We start from the raw sequence: 24083 nt of genomic DNA, 5'->3' as shown, positions 1-24083 counted from the left end.
GGCGGTTTGAGACCGGGGCGGGAGTGGGCTACCTGATCGACGAGCGAAGCCAGGTGTATTTTGACTATGAATACAACAAGGCCTCGGACTACGAGCGGCCCTGGTCGCTGAGCCTCGGCTACCGCCGCGCCTGGTAAGAAAAGCGACAACCCGGCAACCACAAGGGCGCGTTCCAAAAACGCGCCCTTTGTTGTGCCCGGAGCCCCGCAAAAACGGCCGCGCCGATTATTGGTGTGAACAGTTTTGCGAATAATTTTTTCGCGGTTTTATGATTGCCGCATTGCGTTTCGGCGAACGTCGGTTTGGCTCAATCCTTTGCTGCTCAAACATGGCTGACGATTCCGCATCCGCATCCGACCAGAATGCCGCCCACGAGGGCGCGCCTCGTCGTGCGCGCGGCTCGCGCAAGACGGCCGCCGCGTCCGCGGCAATCACCACGGGTCGCGTCCAGCCGCACAGCCTCGAGGCGGAGGAATATCTTCTTTCCTGCTGCCTTATCGACGGAAACGACACCGTTGCCCGCTGCCTAGAGGGCAAGATTACCGCCAAGTCTTTTTACGCCCCGGCAAACCAGGTCATCTTTGACCGGCTCGTCGATATGTATAACAACGGCGTGGCCATTGAGGGCGGCACGCTTGCCGAGGAGCTCAAGACCAACCGCCAGCTTGAGGATGTTGGCGGGTATGCTTATCTCACCCAGATCAGCGGTCGCATTCCGACCGTCGCGCAGGCCCCTTATTTTATCGAGAAAGTCCGCGAGCTTTACCTGCTCCGCGAGCTCATCAAGGTGGCGGCCAATGCCATCGAGGAGTGCTACACGCACGCCGGGCCGCTTGAGTCGTTTATCGACAATGTGGAGAAGGATATTTTTGCCGTTACGCAGGATCGCATTTCCGACGCGGCGCAGCAGATGTCCGGTCCCACGCGCGCGGCGATGGAACTCATCACCAAGATGGCCGGGCACAAGGGCGGGCTCACGGGCGTCTCCTCCGGGCTGACCTCGCTCGACAAGTTCACCTACGGTTTCCAGCCGCAGGAAATGATCATTCTCGCGGCGCGCCCCTCGATGGGCAAAACCTCGCTGGCGCTCAATTTCGCCGAGGCCGCCGCGCTTCCGCCGCCGCGCAACGACAGAAAGAGCGTGGGCGTGCTCATTTTCTCGCTTGAAATGGGCTCCTCGCAACTCGCGCTGCGCCTTCTGTGCTCCCGTGCGCGCGTGGACACAAAAAAACTTCGCGACGGCCTTTACCCGCCCGGCGGCGAGGAGTTTTCCCAGCTCCACCAAACCGCCGACGAACTCAGCAAGGCGCCCATCTTTATCGACGACTCGAGCCAGCTCACCATCATGGAATTGCGCGCCAAGGCGCGCCGCCTCGCCGCCCGCCTCAAGGACACGCCGGCGCCGCTCGGGTTTATCATGGTGGATTATTTGCAGCTTCTCAGCCCCACCGATTCGCGGGTGCCGCGCGAGCAGCAGGTTGCCGAGGCGTCGCGCGGGTTAAAATCGCTTGCGAAGGAACTAAATGTTCCCGTTCTTGTATTAAGTCAGCTTAATCGTGCCGCTGAAAAAGATGAACGCGTCCCCCGACTCTCCGACCTCCGTGAATCCGGCTCCATCGAACAGGATGCCGACGTTGTGCTCATGCTCTCCCGTCCCAAGACCGCGGACAAAACCTTCCAGGTTGCCGCGCCCGAGGCGGACTTAATTATTGCCAAGCAACGAAACGGGCCGGTAGGAGAAATCAAACTACGCTTTGTCAGTAACATTACACGCTTTGAAAACCATAGTAACCAACCCGAGCCTTAAACGGATCACGCGTCTCCTCGTCCTTGTCGCCCTGCTCATCACTCCGTGGGCGGGCGCGCACGCGCAGCACATATCCGCGCCGGGGCTCGCCCCCTCCGCGCCGCAACCCTATCGCGTGGGCACTGTGACCGTCCGCTTCGTCGGCACGGCCAACATCAACGAGCAGCTCGTTCGCGCCAACATGCAAGTGCGCCCCGGCATTGAGCTCGACGAGACGATGATCGACAACGACATCCGCTCGCTCTACCGCACCGGGCTCTTTGAGTTTATCGAGGTCAAGCGCGAGGTTCTGCCCACCCGCGTCATCAACATCATCGTCGAGGTCACGCCGAAATACCGCATTCAGGAAATCCGTTTTGAGGGCAACAAAAACGTCAAGAGCCACACTCTTGAGAAGGAGACCAAGAGCCGCCAAAACATGTCCCTCGACGAACGGCAGGTGAAGGCCGACAGCGACAAAATCCGCGAATACTACCAGAAAAAAGGCTACAACCGCGTTTATGTGAGCTACGACATCGAGCGCGATCGCGCCACCGGTTACGGCACGGTCATCTTCAAAATCCGCGAGGGCAATCGCGTCAAAATCAAGGACATTCAGTTTACCGGCAACAACAGCATCAAATCCAAAACCCTTCGCGGCCAGTTGAAGGACACCAAGCGCTGGTGGATGTGGTCGTGGCTCACCGGATCGGGCCGTTTCAAGGACGAGGAGTTTGAGGACGACCTCGACAAGCTCCGCGACTACTATCGCGAGCAGGGTTTCCTTGATATCGAAATCCCGGCCAGCAAGGTCACCTATGCCTACCCCGAGGAAAACAAGCTCATTGTCACCATCGCCGTGGAGGAAGGCCGCCAGTATCGCATCGGCGACATCACATTCTCCGGCAACAAGCTCTATCCCACGCCGCTATTCCAGCTTCTTATCCAGCAACGCCCCGGCATGGTCTTCACCCCGTCGAAACTCGACCAGGACGTTGAGACAATCCAGGACTTCTACGGCAAGGACGGCTACCTTGAGACCTACGTCCGCATGGTTCGCAAACCGAACATTGCCACCGGCAACATCGACGTCGAATACCAGATCAACGAGAGCGAGCAATACTTTGTCGAATCCATTAAAATCGAGGGCAACACCAAGACCAAGGGCATCGTCATCATCCGCGAACTCAACCTCGGCCCCGGCGAGGTTTTCGACATGATACGCATGAAGCGCAGCAAAATGCGTCTCGACAACACCCGCTTCTTCGAGGACGCCAATCTTTCCCCCGAAACCACAAACATTCCCGGACGCCGCAATCTCAAGATCGCCGTCCAGGAGGGCCGCACGGGAAATCTCCAGTTCGGCGCCGGTTTCAGCTCGCTCGAAAAAGCAGTCGTTTTCGCCGAGCTCAGCCAGTCGAACTTCGACCTCTTCAACCGCAAATCCTTCTGGCAGGGCGCGGGCCAAAAATTCCGCATCCGCCTGCAGCTTGGTTCCAGCTCGTCGGAAGCCACGATCAACTTCGAGGAGCCGTGGTTCCTGCAAAAGGAACTCCACCTCGGCTTCACGCTCTATCGCACCAGCCAGAATTACGACAACTCGTATTACGATGACGTGCGTCTCGGCGGTCAGGTCTCGCTTCGCAAGCGTCTGTTCGAGCTTTTCGAAGGCATGATCTCCTACACCTACGAAGAGGCCGAATACAAGGACATCGATTCCGGTTACGAACAATACTTCACCCGCATCAATAAGGATGGAACCGATTACGTCCGCAACTCGGATGGCTCCGTAAAAATATTCGATAACGACCGCATTTCCCGCATTGGCTTCCAGCTCCTTCGCGACACCCGCAACAAGATTATCAACACCACCGACGGCGGGCGCATAGAGCTCACCTACCACATCGCCGGCGGTGCCCTTGGCGGCACGATGGATTATTACGCGCTCGAATTCCGCGGCTCTCAATTTTTCCCCATATTCCGCGCGCAGGAACAATCCCTCGGCGTGTTTCTCCGCGCCGGCGTGGTTGAGGGCTTCGGCGACACGCCGCAAGTCCAATACGCCCAGCGCTTCTTCTTGGGCGGACCCTATTCGCTACGCGGCTTTGAGAATCGCGATGTCGGCCCGAAGGATTCAAATGGCTCAAGCATGGGCGGAAACACTTATGGCATGTTGAGCGTTGAATACTCTTTCGACATCGTGAGTCCCGTCCGCTTTGCGTTCTTCTACGACGCCGGTTTCGTGAATGAAAAGTCCTACGATTTTAATCCGTCCAGCTACAACGACAACTTTGGTTTCGGCCTTCGCCTCTTTGTTGCCGGCGCGCCGCTCAGTCTCGACTTCGGCATTCCGCTGACAACCGACAAGTGGAACCACAACGGCAACCAGTTCAACTTCTCGTTCGGAACCCGTTTCTAATAACGCCAGCGCGTGTTGGCTTTGGGACTTTGGTCGGGCGTGCCCGCCGAGCGCGCCGGGAATTACGAGAGCCAAACACGGCGGATGTCGCTTGCGCCCGGTGACGATGTTTCGAGCATTCGAGACAGTCTGACAACCGCCCTGCCAAAAACGACAGGGCTATTTATAAGGATGCGCTATTTGCCGTAAGGTTTGTCGTTCAGGATTTTCAGCTGAAAACTGCCGTCGGCTTGCTGTTCGAGCATCCAGATTCCGATATTGGGGGAATGGGGAATCTTTTCCGGGCGGTCCGCCTCGTTGAGGAAAACGCTCAGGAGCGCCTTGCCGTTGTTGCCGTGGCCCGAGAGCAGGATGGATTTACCCTCGCCCTTTTTGCCTCCGAAGCGCTCCTTCACGAGCGCAACAACAGCCTCCAGCGACGCCTTCGTGTCGGCGGCGCGCTGCTCGTCGCCATTTTTCTTCGGCGAGTAGAAAAGACGCGAGCCCTCCGGATTTTGGCGAAGTGTGAAGAAAGGCTTTTCGTCGTCCGGCAGTTTGATTGCCTCGCCGCGGAGATAATTCTTGTTGGGCTCGGGGAGCCTGCCCTTAAAAAACAGCGGAATGATCGCGCCGCTGAACTCGGCGAGTTCGGGCCAAATCTCGGCGGTCTGCTTTGTTTCGCGCAGGTATTGGAGAATGGTCTGACGGCAGCGCCAGACGGGGCTGCACGCGATAAAATCGAATTGGCGGGCCTTGAGTTTTTCCGCGGCTTCGCCGACTTGTTTGGCGCCCTTGGGCGTGAATTGCTTCGAGTCGCCGACATAGGCCGGCCATTGGTCTTTTGGCATGCCGCTTTTCTCAAATTTCTTTTTCACGTTATGGCCGCATTCAATGTGCCGGATGTAGTATACTTTCAGTCCGGCGGCGTCGCAAACCGCCGCGAGCAGCAGCCATGCGGCGGCCAGGCTCGCAAATCGGAGAATCCGTTTAAGGACGCGGTTGTCGGAGGAGGGGAGGGCGGTGTTCTTTTTGTGCATCGGATTTTGTGGTGAAGGGGAGGGCGGGCGGGCAACGTCACCAAGACGCCCCAAATCGCGGTCGGTTTCAAGTCGCAGCACCCTTCATGCTTGTCGGGTTTTGCGGGTTCGCACAGCCGCGGCTGGAGCCTTTGTTGCGCGCTGCAACGCGGCATCAAAGCGGTGCCGCGCCCGGCAAATTAAAACCGGACGCGTGTGTTGTTGTGTTGCCGCGTGCGCGCGGGCAATGCGACGCGGTCACGCAACCCTGGCCAGCGGCTTGAACTCCAGGTCGTTGAGCGACGCGCCGTCGTGCATTCGGATCACGCTTACCTTGAGCTTGCCGGCGTCGGCGTGGCCGCGGATGACGGTCGCGCGTTCCGGTTGCGGGCCGCCGCCGGTGATCTGCGTGTAGGGGAACTCCGCGGTTGGCTGCAACAACGCGTGGCGATGCGTGTGCCCGGAAATGATGATCTGCGCGCCCCACTTGACCAAGGCGCCTTGCCACGCGAGCCGTCCGCGCAGGCTGTAGCGGTCGAAGCCCTTGCCCTCGTAATCCTGCGGTCTTTCGTCGGTCCAGCGCAGCGGGATGTGGCAGAAAACCACGCGGTAGGGCGCGTCGCGCATTTCGGGGCGGCGGATGACTTCCTCCAGCCACGCGGCTTGTTCGCGAATGATCGGCTCGAAGGCGGCGCCTCCCCGGTAGCTGCGGTGGTTGTCGGGTTTGTCCTCCCCGGTGTCCAGGGCGATGGCGGCCATCGGGCCCGAGCGAAACGCGTAGAAGGGGCGGTTGCCGTCGGGATATTCCACGTAGTCCGACATCCTGCCGGCCCAGAGTCCGCGCACGTCGTGGTTGCCGCGCGTGTCAAAAATCGGCGGCCCCTCGGCGAGGTCAACGCCTTGGGGACAGACATACAGCCCGGGCAGGAGCGCGCGGTCGTTGACGTTGTTGCTCATGTCGCCGTTCCAAAGCATGAAGTCGTCATCGGCCCGGCGCGCGGCGTGAAGGGCGCGAATGGTTTCGTTGCGGTCATGCGTGTCGTTCCAAACGGAAAACTGCGTTTCGCGCGCGTTGGGGGCGAGCGTCTTGGTTGTGTAGATTCGCGACCGGGTTTCCGGCACGGGTTCCCGCAGCACGGCTTTCTGGCTGCCAATGTAGGGAAGCGCGGGCCTGGTCACGACGCGCCAGTAATAACGGGTGCCCGGTTTCAGGTTGCGAACCTTGATTTTGACCACGGTGTCGTCGTGCCGGACGAAGCCGAACGAATCGCCCCTGACGGTGGAGCCCAGCTTTTCCGTCTCGCCATACTCAAGCCACACAAGGGCGTCGGCGGTAAGCGGGATGGTGACGGTAAAGCTGTCCGGCGTCGGCGCAAAAACGGCCGGCGTTCCATTGACAAGCGTGTCGGGGTCGCCGGGCGGGGTTGTTGTTTTGGTTCCGGCTCCGGTGGCGGCGGAGGCGGAAATTTTGCCGGCAGCCGCGAGCGCCCCGGTGAGTCCGATTGTTTGGATGAATTGGCGACGATGCATGACGGGTATGTTTCCTAACAGGGGGAGCACGGACTTCAAGCGCAAGTAATCATCCGTTCTCCATTATATTCATGTTCTTGCGTGAATTATTATTCAGCCGCCGGGTATGTTTTCCACGGCCACATCACGCAACCGTCGATGTCGCCAATCAGTGCAAAATCAACTTTCCCCTTCATTACAAACGGCAGCACTTCGATGTTTTCCGGCAGAAGCGCCCGCGCCGCGCGCCATGATTTTCCGCTCACCCAAACATCGTCCACGAGCAGCACGCGTTTCCACGCGCCCAAGTCAGGCGCGCTTCCGAGCAACACCGGCTCCTCGTGGCGCGGTTCGTTTTTTTCATCGCGGTAGTTGAGCGCGATCACCCGCATGCCGACGCCCAGTTGGTGCGCCGCGAGCGCCGCCGGCACCACGCCGCCCGACGCGATTCCCACCACGCCGTCAATCCTTTCGGGGAACTGCCACGCGCGCAAACGCGCGGAAATCATTTCAAGTGCAAGCGGTGTCATGGGTCGGATTGTTGGAGTTTGATTATTGAAGTTGGAGTTTTCCCCCGGGGCGCGGGCAACTACGCCGCGGCCTCCGGACCGTGGCCGCCACCGCCATTGCCTCCGATCCATCCTCGCGCCAATGCGAAGTTGATTGCCGCGAGCACGACCAATCCCGGCGCGCCCCGCGAAACAGACCTCGCGAAAAACTCCGTCGCCGCGCCCAGGTTGCCAAAAATATCCACGCCCGCGGCGATCAACGCGCACGAGCACACCTTCGCCGCCACATACGCCAGAGGAGCCAGCAGCCAGAACGCCCGCCCGCGAGGGTTGCGCAGCACCAGCCACGAAAACACAACAAACACCGCCACCTCAAACGTCAGCACCGTGTTGATGCGCAGCTCGGGAAAATTGGTCAGAAAATTATTCGCGACCGGCCCAAACGCCGCCACGAGCAAACCCGGCCAGATTCCATACAGATACACCGCCACAAACGCGGCCCAAAACATCGGCAGTAAAAACGCACCCAGCGGCGCTCCGCCGCCCCAGGGCGCCATGTGCACGATGACCGGCATTGCCAGTGCCAGCGCGAGCACAAGCGCGTTTGCGCGCACCCTCACACCGCGCACGGCGTGTCCCCCCGCGATTGCCCGCGGGCGCGGGCCGGAAATAATCGGGACGCCGTTTGCCATAAGGCGCGATAGTGTGCGTTTTATGGCCCGTTCGTAAAGTCGAAGCTGCGCAATCCGGGAACGCCGTTCCCGCGCGGAGGTTATTTTTTTGCCTGCAGCTCGGCCAGGCGCGCCTTTGCCTTTTTGAGGCGCGCCTCCAGTTTTTCGACATTGTCCCGCACCTGCGCGTAATGGTCGCGCAAGGGCGCCTTGGCCGTGTCGCTGCCCGGGCCGTTCAGGCGCTCCTCGATTTTTTGCATGTTGGCGCGTTGTAGCTCGATCTCCTTGGCAACGGCGCCGGCCTCGGTCTCGTAACCGAGAAGCAACACCTCGCCGAATGTTTTGCCGTTGATGTATTCGCACAGTTTCCACGCGACCGGATCGACGCCCGACGCCTCCTTGCGCAGCATGATGCCGAGGCGGATTTCCTTCACGCATTCCTCGAACTCCCGCATTTCCGCGACGGGGATTTTTTGCCCGGCCTTTGCCGTCCATTCCTTGAGCGCGTCGGGGGAGGTCGCGGAGATGGGCGTGGTGCGCGGATCGGCGGGTTCGGAGCACGCCGCGAGAAACAGGCATGCAAGGACGATCAAGACAAAACCAAGGGAGTGACGGTATGTTTTCATGGCGGTAAAAAGCTGCGCCATTTATCCGAATTTTGCCCCGCTATGCAAGGCCGCGCTTCGGGTCTTTTCTCCGTGCGTTTTCCTCGCACTGGAGCGCGGGACTGGTTTGGATCGGCGTGATTAATTCCAATGCCTGATCCAACTGTCACAACACTTCGCGATGTCCGGAAGCGCCGTCAGCGCCAGTATGCGCGCGCTGTTTTCGCGGCGCTTGGTGTCTGCGTAATCATCGCCACTGTTTTTGCGTGGCGCTTCCACCAGCGCATGAAGGCCAGCCTGCCTCAACTCGACGGCACTGCCGTGGTTGCCGGCCTTTCCGCCGATGTCACCGTCGAGCGCGACGCGCTCGGAGTGCCGACAATCAAGGCGGTCGCACGCACTGATGCCGCGCGCGCGATGGGCTTTCTTCACGCGCAGGACCGTTTTTTCCAGATGGACCTCGCGCGCCGCCGCGCCGCGGGCGAGCTCTCGGAATTGTTCGGCGAGAAAACACTGGCCGCCGACAAATCCGCGCGCGTTCACGGCCTGCGCGCCGTCGCGCAAAAATCGCTCGCACTGCTTCCCGTTTCGCAACGCGCGCTTCTCGACGCTTATGCCGAGGGCGTGAACGCCGGGCTCGCGCAACTTCGCGAGCGGCCTTTCGAATACTTGGTGCTGCGCGCCGAGCCTCGTCCGTGGCTGCCCGAGGACAGCGTCCTGGTCATTCATGCGATGGCGTTTGACATGCAGCATCCCGAGGCGACGCATGAGCGCTCGCTCGGCATAATTCGCGATTGGTATGACAACAAAGTGCTGGCTTATTTCGCGCCGGTTATCGCGCCCAATGATTCCGCGCTCGACCACACCACCGCGCCGCTCGCCCCGATTCCCGGACCGCAATCAATCAACCTGCGCGCGGGTATTGCATTGGGCAGGGCGAACCCTCCGGGTGGGCCGCAAGCATCTCCGGCTCAGCCAGAGGCTTTGCCCTACCGGCGCCATGCGGCGACCCCGCCCGTTTATGCCGAGGGTTCGAACAGCATGGCCGTCGGACGCGCGCAGGGCGGCATGATCGAAAACGACATGCACCTTTCGCTTCGCGCGCCCAACACATGGTATCGCGTTTCGATGATGTGGAAACATGTGCTAACCGTCACCGGCATCACACTCCCCGGCGCGCCTGTTTTTGTGGCGGGAAGCAACGGCAGCATCGCATGGGGCTTCACAAATTCCTATGCGGACACAAGCGATGTGATCGTGCTCACGCCCGATGTCGCCGGCAAAAGTTTCTACTACACCGACAGGGAGATACTCCAAATCGAGACCCGCGCGGAAAACATCAATGTGCGCGGATGGAAAAACCCGGCGGTTCACTATGTTGAAACCAGCATTTGGGGCCCGGTTATCGGTGAAAACCGGAAGGGGCAAAAACTCGCGCTCAAGTGGGTGTTTCACGATCCCGAGGCGGCAAATTACGGCCTCGCCGACCTTGAAGCCGCAACCACGGTTCGCGACGCCATCCGCATTGCCAAGCGCGCGGGAATTCCCGCGCAAAACATGCTCGTCGCCGACAGCTCCGGGGAGATCGGCTGGACAATTTGCGGACAGCTGCCGGATCGTTTCGGCTACGACGGGCGCATCCCCGCCACCTGGTCTTTTGGCGATCGCGGCTGGCGCGGTTTGCTTTCGCCCAAGAAGGTGCCGTCCGTCATTCGCGGCCCGGGCGAACATATTTCGACGGCGAACCAGCGGCTTTTCGGCGGCGACACGCTCGCGCTTTTCGGCGACGGCGGCTACAGCCCCGGCGAACGCGGCGCGCGCATCCAAAGCCTCCTTGCGCGTCTCGGTGAAAATGCCGCGCCGCGCGATCTGCTCGCCATCGCCCTCGACGAGGGCGCGCCGCATCTCGCCCGCTGGCACACACTCCTGCGAAACACGCTTGCCGCGACAAAAAACAAAAAACTCGCGAGCCTTCGCGCCGCCGCCGGCGAGGCCTGGGGCGACGAAACCCCGGGCGCGCGCGCCGCCGCGGATTCCGCCGCCTATGCGATTGTGCGCCGCTTCCGCGAGCATGTCATCGCCCGCGTTCTCGACCCCATTTTTTATCCGTGCGCCTATTCGTATCCAGATTTCAACTACAATCATCTCCGGATCGAGGAGCCGGTTTGGAATCTTATTCAGAAAAAACCGATGCACCTGCTCGATCCCGAATACGCCGAGTGGGACGACTTGCTGCTCGCCGCCGCCGGGGACACGCGCCGCGATCTTTCCGCCGCCGGTTTCTCAAATCCCGCCGACGCGCGCTGGGGCGCGTTTAACGTCTCGCGCATCAAGCACCCGCTTGGCGGCGGCCTCTTGGGCGCGCTGGGGCATTGTCTCAACCTGGACATGCCCGCACAGGAGTTGCCGGGAGACCTTGGCGTGCCTCGCGTGCAGGCTCCGTCATTCGGCGCGTCCATGCGCTTCGCGGTTTCGCCGGGGAGGGAGGACGAGGGTGTTTTTCACATGCCATGCGGCCAGAGCGGGCATCCGCATTCGCCCTACTACAAGGCCGGTCATGAGGCGTGGGCCCGCGGCGAGCCAACACCGTTCCTGCCGGGGCCCGCCGAACACACGCTGGTTTTGAAGGCGAAATAGAGGCGGCGGGTTTCTTGCCGCCGCCTTGCCAAACGCGCTTGGCAGTTCGCGCTTTGCCGTGCATGGTTGCGCGCGCTCAAAATGAACACGCCCCACGACATGCTTGAACCCGGCGCCGCGCATCCCGTGCTCACGATTGACGAGGCGGGGCAATTCGAGGCCGCGTTGTTTGGCGGGGACGAGGCGCGTGAATGGCCCGCGATGCAGCGCGCCGGCCGCGCAATCGCCGGCGCCGTGACGCGCGATTATTGCGAACTGGGCGAGTTTCCCGAAAGCGCGCGCGTGCTCGTTCTCGCGGGCAAGGGGCACAACGGCGGGGATGCGCTGATTGCGGCGAGGCGCATTTTGGAAAAACATCCGCGGGCGAGGGCGGCGGTGTGTTTTGTTTTTGGCGGGCAGTCGCTGCGTCCGCTGGCGTGGCGCGCATACAGGGAGCTTGCGCAAGCCGCGCCGGGGCGGGTGGAGGCATGCGACGCGGCGGCGGTGCAAAAACACGGCGCGGGGTTTGATTTGTGCCTCGATGGAATTTTCGGTTTTCAATTTCGCCCGCCGGTGGATGCGCGTGTCGCGAAACTGATCGACTCGGTGAACGCGATGCCGGTTGATTTTCGCGCGGCGGTTGACCTGCCGAGCGGCTCGTTCCGGGCTGATTTTACCTACGCCACGGGCATCGTGAAAGCGCCGGTGCTGGACAATCCAAACAGCGGGCGGGTGCGCTATCTGGATTTGGGATTTTTCAGCGGCGGCCCGTGCCGCGACACCGCAATCCTCACGCCGGCGGTGCTCGCACCTCTTCGCGCGCTTCGTCCCGCGCACACCGACAAGCGTGATTACGGGCACCTCTTCATCGTTGGCGGTTCTCGCAAATATCCGGGGGCGGTTTTGATGAGCGTGCTGGCGGCGCTTCGCAGCGGCGCGGGGCTTGTCACCGCGTTTGTGCCCGAATCGCTCGCGCCCGCGTTTGCCGCGCAAGTGCCGGAGGTGATTTGGCACGGCATGGCCGAATCGCCCGGGGGCGGTTTGGCGCTCGAGGATTTGCCGGTGTTTCGCGGGCGGTTTTCCGAAAAGGCGTCCGGCACCGCGAGCGCGACGGCGCTTGTGATCGGCCCGGGATTGTCGCGTGATCGCGAATCGCTCGCGCTGGCGTCAGAGGTCTTGCGCATCAATGAGAGCATCCCCGTCGTGCTCGATGCCGACGCGTTGCAGCCTGATATTGTCGCGGTCGGCAAGGCGCCTCGAATTCTCACGCCGCACGCGGGAGAGCATCAACGCGTCGAGACGGCGATTCCGGACGGCGCGGTGGTTGTGCGCAAGGGGCCGCTTACGCGGATCGAGCATTCGGGGCGAACATACGTCTCCCTGTTTGGCGGCCCCGTGCTCGCGCGCGGAGGCAGCGGCGATTTGCTTGCGGGAATGATTGGCGGGTTGCTCGCGCAGGCTCCGGAGGCGTTGTTGCATGCCGCGTGTCGCGGCACGGCGTGGCATGGCATGGCGGCGGATTGCCTGGCGCGCGCGCGCGGACAGCGCGCGGTGCTGGCAACGCAGTTGCTGGATTTTCTGCCCGGTGTTTTGCGCGGGGGTTCCCAATGAGCCTCACCGAGCAACAGGCGTTTCTTGTTCTCAACGGCCTGCCGGGTGTCGGGCCCGTTTCTTGCACGCGATTGCTGGCGGAGTTCGGCGGCGATCCGCGCGCGATTTTGTCGGCGGGCGCGCAACAGCTTGAGCGCGTCAAGGGCGTCGGCCCCGCGATGAGCGCGGGCATTGTCAACTGGCGGGAGAATTTCAACCTGGCGCGCGAGGAGGATCGCATGGGGAAAAGCGGCGCGGTTTTTGTGACAAAATCGGACACGCGCTACCCAAGGCTGCTGCGCGAGATTTACGACCCGCCGATCGGCCTGTATCAAAAAGGTGAATACATAATCGACCGGCCCTGCGTTGCGATTGTCGGGACGCGGCACACCACGCTTTACGGACAGGCGACGGCGAAAAAACTGGCGTCCGAGCTGGCGCGCCTGGGCTTTTGCATTGTGAGCGGGCTGGCGCGCGGAATCGACACGGCGGCGCACGAGGGCGCGCTGCTTGTCGGAGGCAAAACGGCCGCGGTGCTTGGCACGGGAATCGACATAATTTATCCGCCGGAAAACCTGGACATCTACCGCCGCATCGAGGCGGAGGGCGCGGTCTTTTCGGAGTTCCCCTTCGGGCGGCGCGCGGACAGGCAGAGTTTTGCCATGCGCAACCGCATCGTGGCGGGGATGTGCGAGGGCGTGATCGTGGTTGAGTCCGACAAGGCGGGCGGGTCGATGATCACAGCGAAATTCGCGGGCGAGCAAGGACGGCAGGTGTTCGCCGTGCCGGGGCGCATCGACCAGCCGTCGAGCGCGGGGTGCCACCAGCTGATTCGCGACGGAGCGACACTAGTCACCTGCGCGGATGATGTGCTCTCGGAATTGAATTACCTGGAGGGACTGCGGCCGCGGACGATTCCGCCGAAGGCGGGTGACGCGGCCGGGGCGGCAAGCGCCGGCGTGGGCGTGGCGGAGCTTGCGAAGCTATCCGCGGACGAGGCGACGGTGATGGCGTGTTTCGCCGGGGGCGCGATGCCGACGATTGATGCGATTGCCTCGCAAACCAAAAAGCCGGTTAGTGCGCTGTCCGCCACATTGATGATGCTGGAGCTAAAGCGCCTGATCGTAAAACGCGCCGACGGCTCGTTCGAGGCGCGGGGATGATTTGAGTGCCAAAAACGGCGTTTCCGTCGAAACGCCGCCCCGCCAAAATAATAAATATTTTTTAAATAGTATTATAATAAAAGGACAAGGGTGTTTGTGCGTTTTTATACAAAAGTATAAAAGGCTCGCGTCAGATGGGCAGCGGTTTGTCATCCTCGGGGGGGCCGGGTTTGTCCTTGGGCTCCCCAAATGGCGGTTTTGTGGAATATCGGGGGATGTGAACGGGCGGCTGCGGGCTGGAATACTTGTCGTGCGGCTTGGAACGCTTCTCTTTGGGGGAGTCAGACGGGGGCAGTGGCACCGGAATGTAGGAGGCTTCAAAGTCGGGGCGGTTTTTCCAGTAGAGCATTGTTCCGAAAAACGGAAGAAACAGGATCGTGATAACGAGGGGCCATTTCTTATGCATGGAGTCCGTCGCAATGCAGTGGGCGAGCGTATAAATTGTGGTTATGACATATGCCGCCTCAAACACATAGAGAAGCCACGGCTGGCGGCTTGTTTCAGCGATCATATTAAAATGTGCCTGTGCAAACATATTCTATGCGTGATTATATGGAGGTCCGTTTCAGTTTTGCACTGAGTTAGACTGTAATATCGCGCCAATAGATGCAAAATGGAAACCCGCGCGGGCTTTTTTATATATTATAAACAAAACAATCCCGCGGGTGTCCCGCGCGGGACAAGTTTCTTGTGGTAAAAGCAGGGGCGGGGTCGGCGTTCGCGTTTCGCCGGGTTATGGCACTCCGGCGAAAGATGGAGCCGGGCGCGGGGGCTTACGCGGTTCGCAGGTCGTCGTTCGCGGGCGGCGGGGCGTCAGGTGTTTCCGGCTTGTCGGACGTCTTTTCGACGGTGGTTCCAAAGGGTGACTTTGTGGGAAAGGGCGGCTTTGATTGCGCGGCGAATTCAAAGGGCGGTATTGTGGAATAGCGCGGCGGGTGGCTTGGCGCCGGGGGGCTGGAGTATTTGTCGGGCGCCTTCGGGATGGGCGGGCGTGTGTTTCCGGAGGCGAGCTCGGCATCCGTTTCGGTGAGCGCGTCCACGCGATTTTTCCAGTAAAGCACGGTTCCCAAAAAGGGAATGAGTATTATTCCGGCCATGTGGCGTTTTTTGCCCCGCATTTTTTTCGCGCCGGCGCAGTGGAAAAGCGTATAGGCGGCGGCTACAATGTAGGCCGATATAAACAGGCAAAGCAGCAATGTGACCGCGGCTTCGCTTGATGTGTGCGAGTATGTGTGGGGGTAGGGGAGGCTGGCTTGACTTGTCATGATCTCAGAACAGTGCGTTTGTATATTTTGCTTTGGCGCAACGGGTAACGTGTCCTTTGTGATAAGATGTCAGATGGCTTGGGCTGCCGAAAGATGTTCCGGCTGGTTGTGGATAGTTTGGGTTGCTATGATACAAAATGATAACGGGCAAGAGTTTTCGTGGCAGGGTCGGCGCGGATTTTCATTTTGTGAAGTTTAAAATAAAAACGCCGCATCGTTTCATGGATGCGGCGTGTGGAAATAGGAGACTGTGGTGACGGTGGTATTTTTAGAATAGCGTGAAGGCGATGTTCACGCCGGCGGTGACGATGGAGACCATGCTCATGAGCTTGATGAGGATGTTCAGGCTGGGGCCGGAGGTGTCCTTGAAGGGGTCGCCGACGGTGTCGCCAATGACGGCTGCCTTGTGCGCGACGGAGCCCTTGCCGCCGAGATTGCCTTCCTCGATGTATTTCTTGGCGTTGTCCCACGCGCCGCCGGAGTTGGCCATGAAGATGGCGAGGACAAAGCCGCCGGCGAGTCCGCCGCCGAGCAGGCCGAACACGCCGGGCACGCCGAAGAGCAGGCCGGTGGCAATGGGCACCACAACCGCGAGCAGCGAGGGGATGATCATTTCGCGTTGCGCGCCGGCGGTGGAGATTTCCACGCAGCGGGCGTAGTCGGGCACGTCCCTGCCTTCGAGGATTCCGGGTTTTTCGCGGAACTGGCGGCGCACTTCCTCGACCATGCGCGAGGCGGCGCGGCCCACGGCGTTCATTGTCAGTCCGCAGAAGAGGAACGCCATCATGGCGCCGATGAAGAGGCCGACGATGACTTTCGGATTCATGAGGTGGACCTCAAAAATGGTCATGAACTCCGGGATGTTTGCCTTTAGGATTTTGGCGGACTCAACCGCGTGCCCGGCGATCTCAATGGTCTCCACTTGCAGGTGGTCGACCGCGATTTTGAGCTCTTCGACGTAGGATGCGAGGAGGGCGAGCGCGGTGAGCGCGGCGGAGCCGATGGCGAAGCCCTTGCCGGTGGCGGCGGTGGTGTTGCCGAGCGAGTCGAGCGCGTCGGTGCGTTTGCGCACCTCGGGGCCGAGGCCGGACATCTCGGCGTTGCCGCCGGCGTTGTCGGCGATGGGGCCGTAGGCGTCGGTCGCGAGCGTGATGCCGAGCGTGGAGAGCATGCCGACGGCGGCGATGCCGATGCCGTAGAGGCCCATCGACATGGACTCGGGGGTGAATTTCCACGATCCGGACGCGAAGCAGTAGGCGAGGATGGTGCCGACGACGACGGTGATGACGGGGATGGCCGTGGAGAGCATGCCGACGCCGAGGCCGGAGATGATGACGGTGGCGGGGCCGGTGGTGGCGTTTTGCGCGATGTGCTTGGTGGGTTTGTATTCCTGCGAGGTGTAGTATTCGGTCGTCTTGCCGATGAGGATGCCGGCGACCAGGCCGGTGACAATCGCGCCCCAGATGCCCCAGTGGTTGGGGATTTCGAGGAGGTAGAGCACAACCCAGGAGAGGATGACAATGAGAAGGGAGCTGAAGTTGACGCCGCGGCTGAGCGCGTCGAGGAGGTTGCGCTGCGAGGCGCCTTCCTTGGTGCGCACGACAAAGATGCCGATGATGGAAAGGATGGTGCCGACGGCGGCGATGATCATGGGGGCGATGACGGCCTTGTAGGCGGTGCCATCGGCCACGGCGGCGGGATTGCCCGCGAAGGCGGCGGCGCCGAGCGCGGCGGTGGCGAGGATGGAGCCGGCGTAGGATTCGTAGAGGTCGGCGCCCATGCCGGCGACGTCGCCGACGTTGTCACCGACGTTGTCGGCGATGGTGGCGGGGTTGCGCGGGTCGTCCTCGGGGATGCCGGCCTCGACTTTGCCGACGAGGTCGGCGCCGACGTCGGCGGCCTTGGTGAAGATGCCGCCGCCGACGCGCGCGAAGAGCGCCTGGAGCGACGCGCCCATGCCGAAGGTCAGCATGGTGGTGGTGATGATGGTGAGCTTGTGGCCCTGGTCGGGATCGTCGATGAAGTGGTTGAGCACGAGGAACCACACGGCGATGTCGAGAAGCGCGAGGCCGACGACGACCAGGCCCATGACGGCGCCGGAGCGAAAGGCGAGGCGCAGGCCGGAGTTGAGCGACTGGCTGGCGGCGTGCGCGACGCGCGAGGAGGCGTAGGTGGCGGTCTTCATGCCGAAGAAACCGGCGAGGCCCGAGAAGAGGCCTCCGGTGATGAAGGCGAAGGGCACCCAGCCGTTTTGCAGGCCGAAGCCGTAGGCGAGGATCGCAAAGGTGATGGTGAGGACGACAAAGAAAAAGCCCACGACTTTGTATTGCTGTTTCAAATACGCCATTGCGCCGGCGCGCACATGGGAGGCGATTTCCGCCATTCGCGAAGTGCCCTCCGGCGCGCTTTTCATGCGCATATAAAACCACGCGGCAAAGCCGAGTGCGAGAATTGAGGCCAGTGGCGTGAGCCAGAATATGGGGGACTGTGTTGTCATTGTCGTTTTAAAAAATGAGGCGTGGTTTGCGGGCGGGATGGCGGCTTGTGGAAGTGGTGAGTTTGCAAATGTGGATATAATTATGGCGCGAGGGCTTGGTTTTCGCACCTGCGCGCATCCGCGCGGGCGGCGCGCAGGTCCGCCATGCGCTTATTGCGAGTGTGGCGCGGGGTTACCCGCCGAAGACATTTTGCGCCGCGCGCCACCAGTCGAGGTGGGTGGTTTCGAGCTCGTCGATCGAGGGGAGCGGGTAATGCTTGATGTCGTTTTGCTGGCCCACGTAGTAGCCGTTGCGAATGGTGCGGTAGAGGACGGCGTCGCTGACGTTGCGAATGAAAACCTTGGTGGGTTTTGCCGGCTTGAAGGTGAACTCGCGCAGGCAGTCGCGCAGGTGGTCAATGTTCGGATAAGGCAGGTTGCCAAGACCGGTGGCCTCGGGGTTCCTGGCGAGGTTGCCGAGTTTGAGTTCCGCAAAAATGAGCTTGGGCACGCTGACGGGCTGCGCGGGGTCGGTGAGGTGCGCGCCGAAACGAGCCGGCCCGTAAATGCTGACAACGCGGGGCTGCGCCGGGCAATATTCCTGATAAAGGTGAAAGCGGTCCTCGGTTTCGGGCGGAATGTCGTTTTTCGCTTTTAGCGAAAGCACCATGCCGCTTGCCGTGGCGAGGTGCAGGTCGCCGATGGCACTGAGGGGAATGTGCTCAAGGACACGATAGATGGCGAGGTAAGTGGATTTGCGCGGGGCGCCGTCGGGGTGGGGGACGCAGCGCTTGGCGATGTCCCGCATGGGGAGCGCGTCGGTGCGCCATTCGGGGTCGATTTCGAAAAACTGCGCCTGGCCGCTGGAATTGCGATTCGGCCCGACGGCGATGTAGTTGCCGAATTCGGCGGGGGGAAGGTGCGATGCAACAAGGGATTCCGGGGCGAGCGTGAAATACAGGTATGTTTTCATAAGGATAAGAAAGTTGTTTCAGGAAAAACTAGAACCCTGTGTCGCATAAAGTAATACAGACCGCCCAGTGCGGCTGCGTGCATTTTGGCGCGAACTGCGCGGGTTTTGTGGTTTGAGGGATTCAGGCAGAGTGTTCGGGGCGAGGCACAAGCGCAACGGCGATGTGGATGGCGGGTCGTGTTTTGGCGATATGGCCTTACAGTCCGAGCAGGCCGCCGTTTTGTTTGATCCAGCGCTCGGCGTCCCTCCACCACGGGCAGACCTCGGCGACCCGCGCCCAGAAGCGCGCGGAGTGATTCATTTCGCGCAGGTGCATCAGTTCGTGGTAAATAATGTAGTCGCGCACAAAGACCGGAGCCTGCACGAGACGCCAGTTGAGAGAGATAATGCCGTCGGCCGTGCACGAACCCCAGCGGGTGCGTTGATTGCGCACGGTGACGCGGGTGACGGGCACGCGCGTCTCGGCGGCGAGCTCCCATGTGCGCGCGGGGAGCTCGACTTTTGCAATGCGCAAAAAATGAGCCTCAAGCGTGGGGCGCAGGTCGGACGCGAGACTTGCAACGCGAAAGATGCCGGGTGCGCCTAAATCGTCTGCTCCAATCGCGACGGCGGGGCGCTCCGCAGTGGACTCGTGCGCGACGCGAATGGCGGTCATTTCGCCGCGCCAGAGAATTCGCGTGCCGACGTCCCAGGTTGTTGCCGCGCGGGGCTTCTTCTCCTGGCGCGCCCGGGCGCGGGCAAGCCAGTCCGCGTGGTCTGCCGCGAAACGCCGCGCCTCGCGCTCGCTGCCGCGCGATGGAATCGTGACAACCGCGGAGCCGTCGCGCCTGAGCGTGAGCCGGTAGTGGCGCGCGCGGGGGCTGCGCACATAGACGATTTCGGACGACGCGGCCGTGTCGCCAGCCGGAGGGAAAAAAGAAGATGGCGCGGGCCCGTTGGGCGGCGATTTGTGCACGCCGGACGCGGGCGTGAACAGGCCGAACAAATCGAGTTGAATTTCAGGAGGCATCTTCGGGTGCGGTGTTCGTCAGCGTTTTTCGCGTCCGGGAAACTTGCGCAGATATTTGAGCGCGACGTTGAAGTCGTTGGGCGTTTCGCAATGAATCGTAACGGGCTCGCGGGTGAGCGGGTGCGTGATCGTGAGTTCGCTTGCGTGCAGGGCGAGGCGCGCGATGAGGGGTTTTTCATCGGCGCGGCCCTTGTAGCCGCGCTTCAAGTTTGAGAGAAGAAGCATCTCCGTGGTGTCGCCATAAAAAGGGTCGTTCAGGCAGGGCGCGCCGACGGCGGCGAGATGCACGCGGATTTGATGCGTGCGACCTGTGACGGGGCGGCACTCGTAGAGCACATAACGCCCGAAACGCTCCAGCGCGGTGAACTCGGTGAGGCTGGGCTTGCCGCCGCGCTTGCGAAACACGCGCATGCGACCCGGATTCGAATTGTCATGGTCGAGTCCGGTTTCGACGGTGAAGGTTTCCGGCAGGATGCCCCCGGCGGTGCGCGGCACGATGGGCGAGGGGAACTTCATCGCGCGTTCGGGCGGCAAAAGGACGGTGAGCGCGAGGTATTTTTTGCGAACGGTTTTGGACTGAAACTGTCCGCTCACAAAATCGAGCGCGGGTTTTGTTTTTGTGCAAAGCACGATGCCGCTCGTGTCGGCGTCGAGCCGGTGGACGTTTGCGACGGTGTGGCCAAATTTATCATGAATGAGCCCCATCAAATTCTCGCGCGTCTTGTCCCAGCGATCAGGCGCGATGAGCAGGCCCGATGGCTTGTCAAAAGCGATCAGCGCGTCGTCTTCGTAAATGATGGGAGGCAGCGGCACGGTGCGAAAATTGAGAACTGGAAAATAAGAATCAGAAAGTAATGACTGCAATCAAGACATTGCGACCGGTGTGTCGCCCGACAGCGCATCGCGGGCGGGGACGCACGGGCGAGTCATCCGCCCAGGCAGAGTTTCCGGATCATATCAACGACACCGTAATTATTATTATCCAGGTCGGTGACGAAGTTCGCCGCCTTTATTATTTCCGGGTGGGCGTTTTTCATGGCGTAGCTGTGCTTGGCCTCGCGCATCATTTCGAGGTCGTTGAGGTAGTCGCCGAACACGAGGGTTTCGTCGGGCGAGATGCCGAGTTGCTCCTGGACTCGTCTCAGGGCGGAGCCCTTGTTGGCGTCGGGCGCGGTCATGTCGAGCCAGCGCTTTCCGGCGGCAGCGACCTTGTAGTCGCGCTCGAATTGTTTGAAGTGCGGATAGGAGTTCGTCTCGGAATCGACGAGGTCGAACATGCTGAATTTCAACAGCGTGTCTCCGACTTGGGTGAGGTCGTCCACGCGTTGCAGCCGCGCGCAATAATGATTCACCACGGACAGGAAATACTCGTCGTCGTTTTCGACATAGGTTGAATTTTTCCCGCAAAGAACCGGGTAGGTGTCGGGAATGGTGCGGCCAATTTTTATGAAATTATGCACGACGGCGGGATTAAATGAGACGGTGAAAAGCTCGCGGTTTTCATACGCGGCATAGGCGCCGTTTTCGGCGATGAACAGCGTCCGGTCTTTTATGCGCTCGAACTGCCTGACGAGGGCATGATACTGACGCCCGCTGGCGATGGCGAAAACTATGCCTTTCCGCGTGAGTTTTTCGACCGTTTCCCAGAAGTCTGGGCTCAGGTTTTTGTTGTCGTCGACGAGCGTGCCGTCGATGTCGGTGACTACGAGTTTGATCATGATTATTATTTAATACAGGAACACAGAGGACACGGAGTTCCGAGCGAAGCGAGAAGCTTGACACCACGGAGTTTTGGGAGGCCCGTCCGGCTGTTTGTTTGTTTTCATGCGCATGTGCGGTTTTGTTTTTCCAAGTAAAATGAGGCAAGGGTGATTCGCGTGTGGTTATTGGAAATCTTGATGGCCTCACTCTCCTCTGTGGTCCTCTGTGCCCTCTGTGTTCCTTTTCCGTGCCATCGCCAGCCCGGCGAGGCGGCCCGTGGTCCAGGCGGCCTGAAAATTATAACCGCCGGTGATGCCGTCAATGTCGAGCACTTCGCCGGCAAAATACAGCCCCGGACAAACGCGGCTTTGCATTGTCTTGAAATCGACTTCGCCGAGGCGCACGCCGCCGCAGGTCACAAATTCGTCCTTGTTGGTGCTTTTGCCCGTGACGATGAATTCGCACGCGGTGCATTGCGCGGCGAGGGCGGCGAGTTGTGTTTTTGAGAGATTGGCCCAGGTCGTCGCGGCGGGAATGTTTGCCGCGGCGGCGAGCCGCTCCCACAGGCGCGAGGAGAGCGCGAAAGGATTCCATGTGGTGATTTGCCGGCGCGCGTGCGAGGCTCGGGTCGCCGCAAGCGTGGCGCGCGCCTGCTCCGTGGTGATGGGGCCGAGCCAGTTGACCGTGAGCGGAAAATGATAATTGCGCGCGTGGAGTTCGCGCGCGCCCCAGGCGGAGATTTTCAGGATGGCGGGGCCGCTGAGTCCCCAGTGCGTGATTATCATGGGGCCGGTTTCGCGGAGCTTCGGCGTCGAGTCGGGGATTGTGGTGGCGGCGCGGGGAACGGCAAAGCCGGCGAGATCGCGCAGGCGCGGATCGTCGATGTTGAATGTGAAAAGCGAGGGAACGGGCGGCTCGATGGCGTGCCCGAGTTTTTCGGCAATGGCGAGCGCGGCGCCGGATTTGGCCCCGCCTCCGGTGGCGATGAGGAGGCGGTCACAGGGAAGGGTTTCGCCCGTGGAGAGGGCGAGATTGAATGAACGCGGCGCGTCGGAAGCGACGGCGTTTGCCAGGCCGCACTTGGTTCGCACTTTTACCCCTGTTCGGGCGGCGGCGTGTTGCAGGCAGTCGATAATGGCTTGCGAGGAATCGGCAGCGGGAAACATGCGCGAGTCGGGTTGCGTGATGAGCGGAACTCCGCGTGATTCAAACCACTCGATTGTGTCGCGCGGCTGCCAGCGGTGAAACGCGCCGAGAAGTTCGCGCGCGCCGCGCGGGTAGCCCTTGACGAGCTCGCGCGGATCAAAGCAGGCGCGGGTGACGTTGCAGCGGCCGCCGCCGGAAATGCGCACCTTGGCGAGCGGTTGCGGAGCGGCCTCGAGGAGGGTGATCTCGGCGGGCGTGTCGCTTTGCGCGCACGCCTCCGCGCAGGTGATCGCGGCAAAGTAGCCGGCCGCGCCGCCGCCCGCGATTACGATGCGTTGTGGTGTGCTCAAAGTCATTGATGGGGTAAAATCCAAATTCCAATTTTCAAAATCCAACGAAATTCCAAAATCCAGTGATCAATTTTCAAAATGACCGGCGGTTCACGCGGTTTGGTTTTTGGAATTTGGAATTTGAGAGTTGGAATTTGGAATTTGCCGAGCCTGCGGCGCGGCCGTCATCGGATAGCGGTAGGTTCGGCCTTCGTAGTTTTTGAAGACCACTTCCTCGTCGGTGATTTTTTCGATGTAGTCGGGATTGACCGGCACCTTGCCGCCGCCGCCGGGCGCGTCGATCACGTATTGCGGAATCGCATAGCCGGTCGTGTGCCCGCGGAGGGCGCGGATGATTTCGATGCCCTTGCGCACATCGACCTTGAAATGCGAGCCGCCCGTGATGAGGTCCATTTGATACAGGTAATACGGACGCACGCGCATCCGGAGCAGGCGATGCACGAGCGCCTTCATCGTTTCGGCGTCGTCGTTGACGCCGCGCAGCAGCACGCTTTGGTTGCCAAGCGGGACGCCCGCAAGGCTGAGTCGCTCGCACGCGTCGCGCAACTCGGCCGTGGCCTCCTTCGGATGGTTGACGTGGATGCTCATCCAGACGGGGCCGTATTTTTTGAAAATGTCGCAAAGCGCGGGCGTGATGCGTTGCGGCAGAAACACCGGGATGCGCGAGCCGATGCGGATGAGCTCGACGTGCTTGATCGCGCGCAGGCGGCTGAGCAGGTGCTCGAGTTTTTTGTCGGAGAGCAGGAGCGGGTCGCCGCCGGAGAGCAGCACGTCGCGCACCTCGGGGTGCGACTCGATGTAGCGCAGGCCCTGCTCGTATTCGGGGTGAAAATTGTAATCCTGCGCGTTGCTCACGAGGCGGCTGCGCGTGCAATAGCGGCAATACGAGGCGCAGCGGTCGGTGATGAGAAACAGCACTCGGTCGGGATAGCGGTGCACGAGGCCGGGCACGGGCGAGTGCTCGTCCTCGCCGAGTGAGTCGGGCGTTTCGCCGGCGCTGACAACCGACTCGCCCTCGCGCGGGATGACTTGCAGGCGCACGGGACAGGCGGGGTTGTTGCGATCGATAAGGTTCAGGAAATACGGGGTGATCGCGAGCGAGAGCTTGCGCCCGGCGAAGGCGATGCCGCGGCGCTCCTCGGTCGTGAGCACCATGTATTTTTCAAGCTGGTCGAGCGTGGTGATGCGGTTTTTGAGCTGCCAGACCCAGTCGTTCCAATCGGACGCCGGGACGTGTTGCCAGAGTCCTTGCCCCTCAAACCAGGCTGTGCGATCTTCAGTGTGGGCCATGATGTTTTAG

General features: G+C 61.2%; 19 protein-coding genes. 5 read left to right on the top strand and 14 right to left on the bottom strand.

The window, feature by feature from the left end; genetic code table 11:
* The first annotated feature begins 328 nt into the window (after nt 1–328).
* Together dnaB and bamA are read left to right on the top strand one after the other, a co-directional pair.
* Nucleotides 329–1807, top strand: a complete 1479-nt coding sequence (gene dnaB / locus M2103_RS03230) for a replicative DNA helicase (RefSeq protein ID WP_277508715.1) — start codon at nt 329–331, stop codon at nt 1805–1807.
* The gene (gene bamA, locus M2103_RS03225; RefSeq protein WP_277508714.1) at nt 1776–4205 is read left to right on the top strand and encodes an outer membrane protein assembly factor BamA; all 2430 of its coding nucleotides are present in this window, start codon (nt 1776–1778) and stop codon (nt 4203–4205) included. Before dnaB ends, bamA begins: the two co-directional genes overlap by 32 nt.
* A 176-nt stretch (nt 4206–4381) precedes the next feature.
* Here the strand turns inward: bamA and M2103_RS03220 are convergent, their stop codons facing one another.
* From M2103_RS03220 to M2103_RS03200, 5 genes are all read right to left on the bottom strand, one after another.
* Nucleotides 4382–5221 (bottom strand): histidine phosphatase family protein, encoded by an 840-nt coding sequence (locus M2103_RS03220; RefSeq protein WP_277508713.1) that lies wholly within the window; start codon nt 5219–5221, stop codon nt 4382–4384.
* A 237-nt stretch (nt 5222–5458) separates the two neighbouring features.
* Entirely contained in the window at nt 5459–6730 is a 1272-nt protein-coding gene (locus tag M2103_RS03215) for a metallophosphoesterase (protein WP_277508712.1), read from the bottom strand.
* An 89-nt stretch (nt 6731–6819) separates the two neighbouring features.
* Nucleotides 6820–7239, bottom strand: coding sequence for a phosphoribosyltransferase family protein (locus M2103_RS03210; RefSeq protein ID WP_277508711.1), 420 nt, complete (start codon nt 7237–7239; stop codon nt 6820–6822).
* 59 nt (nt 7240–7298) lie between these two features.
* Nucleotides 7299–7910, bottom strand: a complete 612-nt coding sequence (locus M2103_RS03205; RefSeq protein ID WP_277508710.1) for a hypothetical protein — start codon at nt 7908–7910, stop codon at nt 7299–7301.
* An 80-nt stretch (nt 7911–7990) separates the two neighbouring features.
* Nucleotides 7991–8515 carry a hypothetical protein gene (locus tag M2103_RS03200; RefSeq protein ID WP_277508709.1) on the bottom strand — a complete coding sequence of 175 codons (525 nt, stop codon included), beginning with the start codon at nt 8513–8515 and terminating at the stop codon, nt 7991–7993.
* Between the two features lie 129 nt (nt 8516–8644).
* Here M2103_RS03200 and M2103_RS03195 point away from each other — a divergent pair, with 129 nt between their 5' ends.
* The 3 genes from M2103_RS03195 to dprA all read left to right on the top strand — a co-directional run bounded on the left by M2103_RS03195 (nt 8645) and on the right by dprA (nt 13863).
* Nucleotides 8645–11131: a penicillin acylase family protein gene (locus M2103_RS03195; protein ID WP_277508708.1), complete on the top strand. Its 2487-nt coding sequence runs from the start codon at nt 8645–8647 to the stop codon at nt 11129–11131.
* A gap of 99 nt (nt 11132–11230) precedes the next feature.
* A complete protein-coding gene (locus M2103_RS03190) occupies nt 11231–12721 on the top strand; it encodes an NAD(P)H-hydrate dehydratase (protein WP_277508707.1) in 1491 nt (496 codons plus the stop codon).
* A complete protein-coding gene (gene dprA / locus M2103_RS03185; RefSeq protein WP_277508706.1) occupies nt 12718–13863 on the top strand; it encodes a DNA-processing protein DprA in 1146 nt (381 codons plus the stop codon). The genes M2103_RS03190 and dprA overlap by 4 nt, the downstream gene beginning before the upstream one ends.
* Before the next feature lie 130 nt (nt 13864–13993).
* Here the strand turns inward: dprA and M2103_RS03180 are convergent, their stop codons facing one another.
* The 9 genes from M2103_RS03180 to M2103_RS03140 form a co-directional block, all read right to left on the bottom strand.
* Nucleotides 13994–14374 (bottom strand): PLD nuclease N-terminal domain-containing protein, encoded by a 381-nt coding sequence (locus M2103_RS03180; protein WP_277508704.1) that lies wholly within the window; start codon nt 14372–14374, stop codon nt 13994–13996.
* A 262-nt stretch (nt 14375–14636) separates the two neighbouring features.
* Nucleotides 14637–15128 carry a hypothetical protein gene (locus M2103_RS03175; RefSeq protein WP_277508703.1) on the bottom strand — a complete coding sequence of 164 codons (492 nt, stop codon included), beginning with the start codon at nt 15126–15128 and terminating at the stop codon, nt 14637–14639.
* Nucleotides 15129–15396: 268 nt separating this feature from the next.
* On the bottom strand, nt 15397–17625 hold the full coding sequence (locus M2103_RS03170) for a sodium-translocating pyrophosphatase (RefSeq protein ID WP_277508702.1): 2229 nt from the start codon (nt 17623–17625) through the stop codon (nt 15397–15399).
* Between the two features lie 172 nt (nt 17626–17797).
* Nucleotides 17798–18577, bottom strand: a complete 780-nt coding sequence (locus M2103_RS03165; RefSeq protein ID WP_277508700.1) for a hypothetical protein — start codon at nt 18575–18577, stop codon at nt 17798–17800.
* Nucleotides 18578–18773: 196 nt separating this feature from the next.
* Nucleotides 18774–19586 carry a SprT family zinc-dependent metalloprotease gene (locus M2103_RS03160; protein ID WP_277508699.1) on the bottom strand — a complete coding sequence of 271 codons (813 nt, stop codon included), beginning with the start codon at nt 19584–19586 and terminating at the stop codon, nt 18774–18776.
* A gap of 18 nt (nt 19587–19604) precedes the next feature.
* A complete protein-coding gene (locus tag M2103_RS03155) occupies nt 19605–20399 on the bottom strand; it encodes an RluA family pseudouridine synthase (RefSeq protein ID WP_277508698.1) in 795 nt (264 codons plus the stop codon).
* Between the two features lie 113 nt (nt 20400–20512).
* Nucleotides 20513–21304, bottom strand: coding sequence for an HAD family hydrolase (locus tag M2103_RS03150; RefSeq protein WP_277508697.1), 792 nt, complete (start codon nt 21302–21304; stop codon nt 20513–20515).
* Between the two features lie 186 nt (nt 21305–21490).
* Nucleotides 21491–22789: an NAD(P)/FAD-dependent oxidoreductase gene (locus M2103_RS03145; RefSeq protein ID WP_345783533.1), complete on the bottom strand. Its 1299-nt coding sequence runs from the start codon at nt 22787–22789 to the stop codon at nt 21491–21493.
* An 84-nt stretch (nt 22790–22873) separates the two neighbouring features.
* A complete protein-coding gene (locus tag M2103_RS03140) occupies nt 22874–24073 on the bottom strand; it encodes a KamA family radical SAM protein (RefSeq protein WP_277508695.1) in 1200 nt (399 codons plus the stop codon).
* Nucleotides 24074–24083: the final 10 nt, after the last annotated feature.

The organism is Ereboglobus sp. PH5-5 (assembly GCF_029504805.1).
Classification (GTDB): Bacteria; Verrucomicrobiota; Verrucomicrobiia; order Opitutales; family Opitutaceae; genus Ereboglobus.
The sequence above is the reverse complement of the archived record's forward strand: the minus strand, read 5'-3'. Positions and strand labels throughout refer to the sequence as shown.

Coding starts and splice junctions, on each gene's coding strand:
- M2103_RS03175 (WP_277508703.1), bottom strand. CDS start 15,128: ATGACAAGTCAAGCCAGCCTCCCCTACCCCCACACATACTCGCACACA.
- M2103_RS03205 (WP_277508710.1), bottom strand. CDS start 7,910: ATGGCAAACGGCGTCCCGATTATTTCCGGCCCGCGCCCGCGGGCAATC.
- M2103_RS03145 (WP_345783533.1), bottom strand. CDS start 22,789: ATGACTTTGAGCACACCACAACGCATCGTAATCGCGGGCGGCGGCGCG.
- M2103_RS03220 (WP_277508713.1), bottom strand. CDS start 5,221: ATGCACAAAAAGAACACCGCCCTCCCCTCCTCCGACAACCGCGTCCTT.
- M2103_RS03180 (WP_277508704.1), bottom strand. CDS start 14,374: ATGATCGCTGAAACAAGCCGCCAGCCGTGGCTTCTCTATGTGTTTGAG.
- M2103_RS03215 (WP_277508712.1), bottom strand. CDS start 6,730: ATGCATCGTCGCCAATTCATCCAAACAATCGGACTCACCGGGGCGCTC.
- dprA (WP_277508706.1), top strand. CDS start 12,718: ATGAGCCTCACCGAGCAACAGGCGTTTCTTGTTCTCAACGGCCTGCCG.
- M2103_RS03210 (WP_277508711.1), bottom strand. CDS start 7,239: ATGACACCGCTTGCACTTGAAATGATTTCCGCGCGTTTGCGCGCGTGG.
- M2103_RS03150 (WP_277508697.1), bottom strand. CDS start 21,304: ATGATCAAACTCGTAGTCACCGACATCGACGGCACGCTCGTCGACGAC.
- M2103_RS03165 (WP_277508700.1), bottom strand. CDS start 18,577: ATGAAAACATACCTGTATTTCACGCTCGCCCCGGAATCCCTTGTTGCA.
- M2103_RS03160 (WP_277508699.1), bottom strand. CDS start 19,586: ATGCCTCCTGAAATTCAACTCGATTTGTTCGGCCTGTTCACGCCCGCG.
- M2103_RS03195 (WP_277508708.1), top strand. CDS start 8,645: ATGCCTGATCCAACTGTCACAACACTTCGCGATGTCCGGAAGCGCCGT.
- dnaB (WP_277508715.1), top strand. CDS start 329: ATGGCTGACGATTCCGCATCCGCATCCGACCAGAATGCCGCCCACGAG.
- M2103_RS03140 (WP_277508695.1), bottom strand. CDS start 24,073: ATGGCCCACACTGAAGATCGCACAGCCTGGTTTGAGGGGCAAGGACTC.
- M2103_RS03190 (WP_277508707.1), top strand. CDS start 11,231: ATGCTTGAACCCGGCGCCGCGCATCCCGTGCTCACGATTGACGAGGCG.
- M2103_RS03170 (WP_277508702.1), bottom strand. CDS start 17,625: ATGACAACACAGTCCCCCATATTCTGGCTCACGCCACTGGCCTCAATT.
- M2103_RS03200 (WP_277508709.1), bottom strand. CDS start 8,515: ATGAAAACATACCGTCACTCCCTTGGTTTTGTCTTGATCGTCCTTGCA.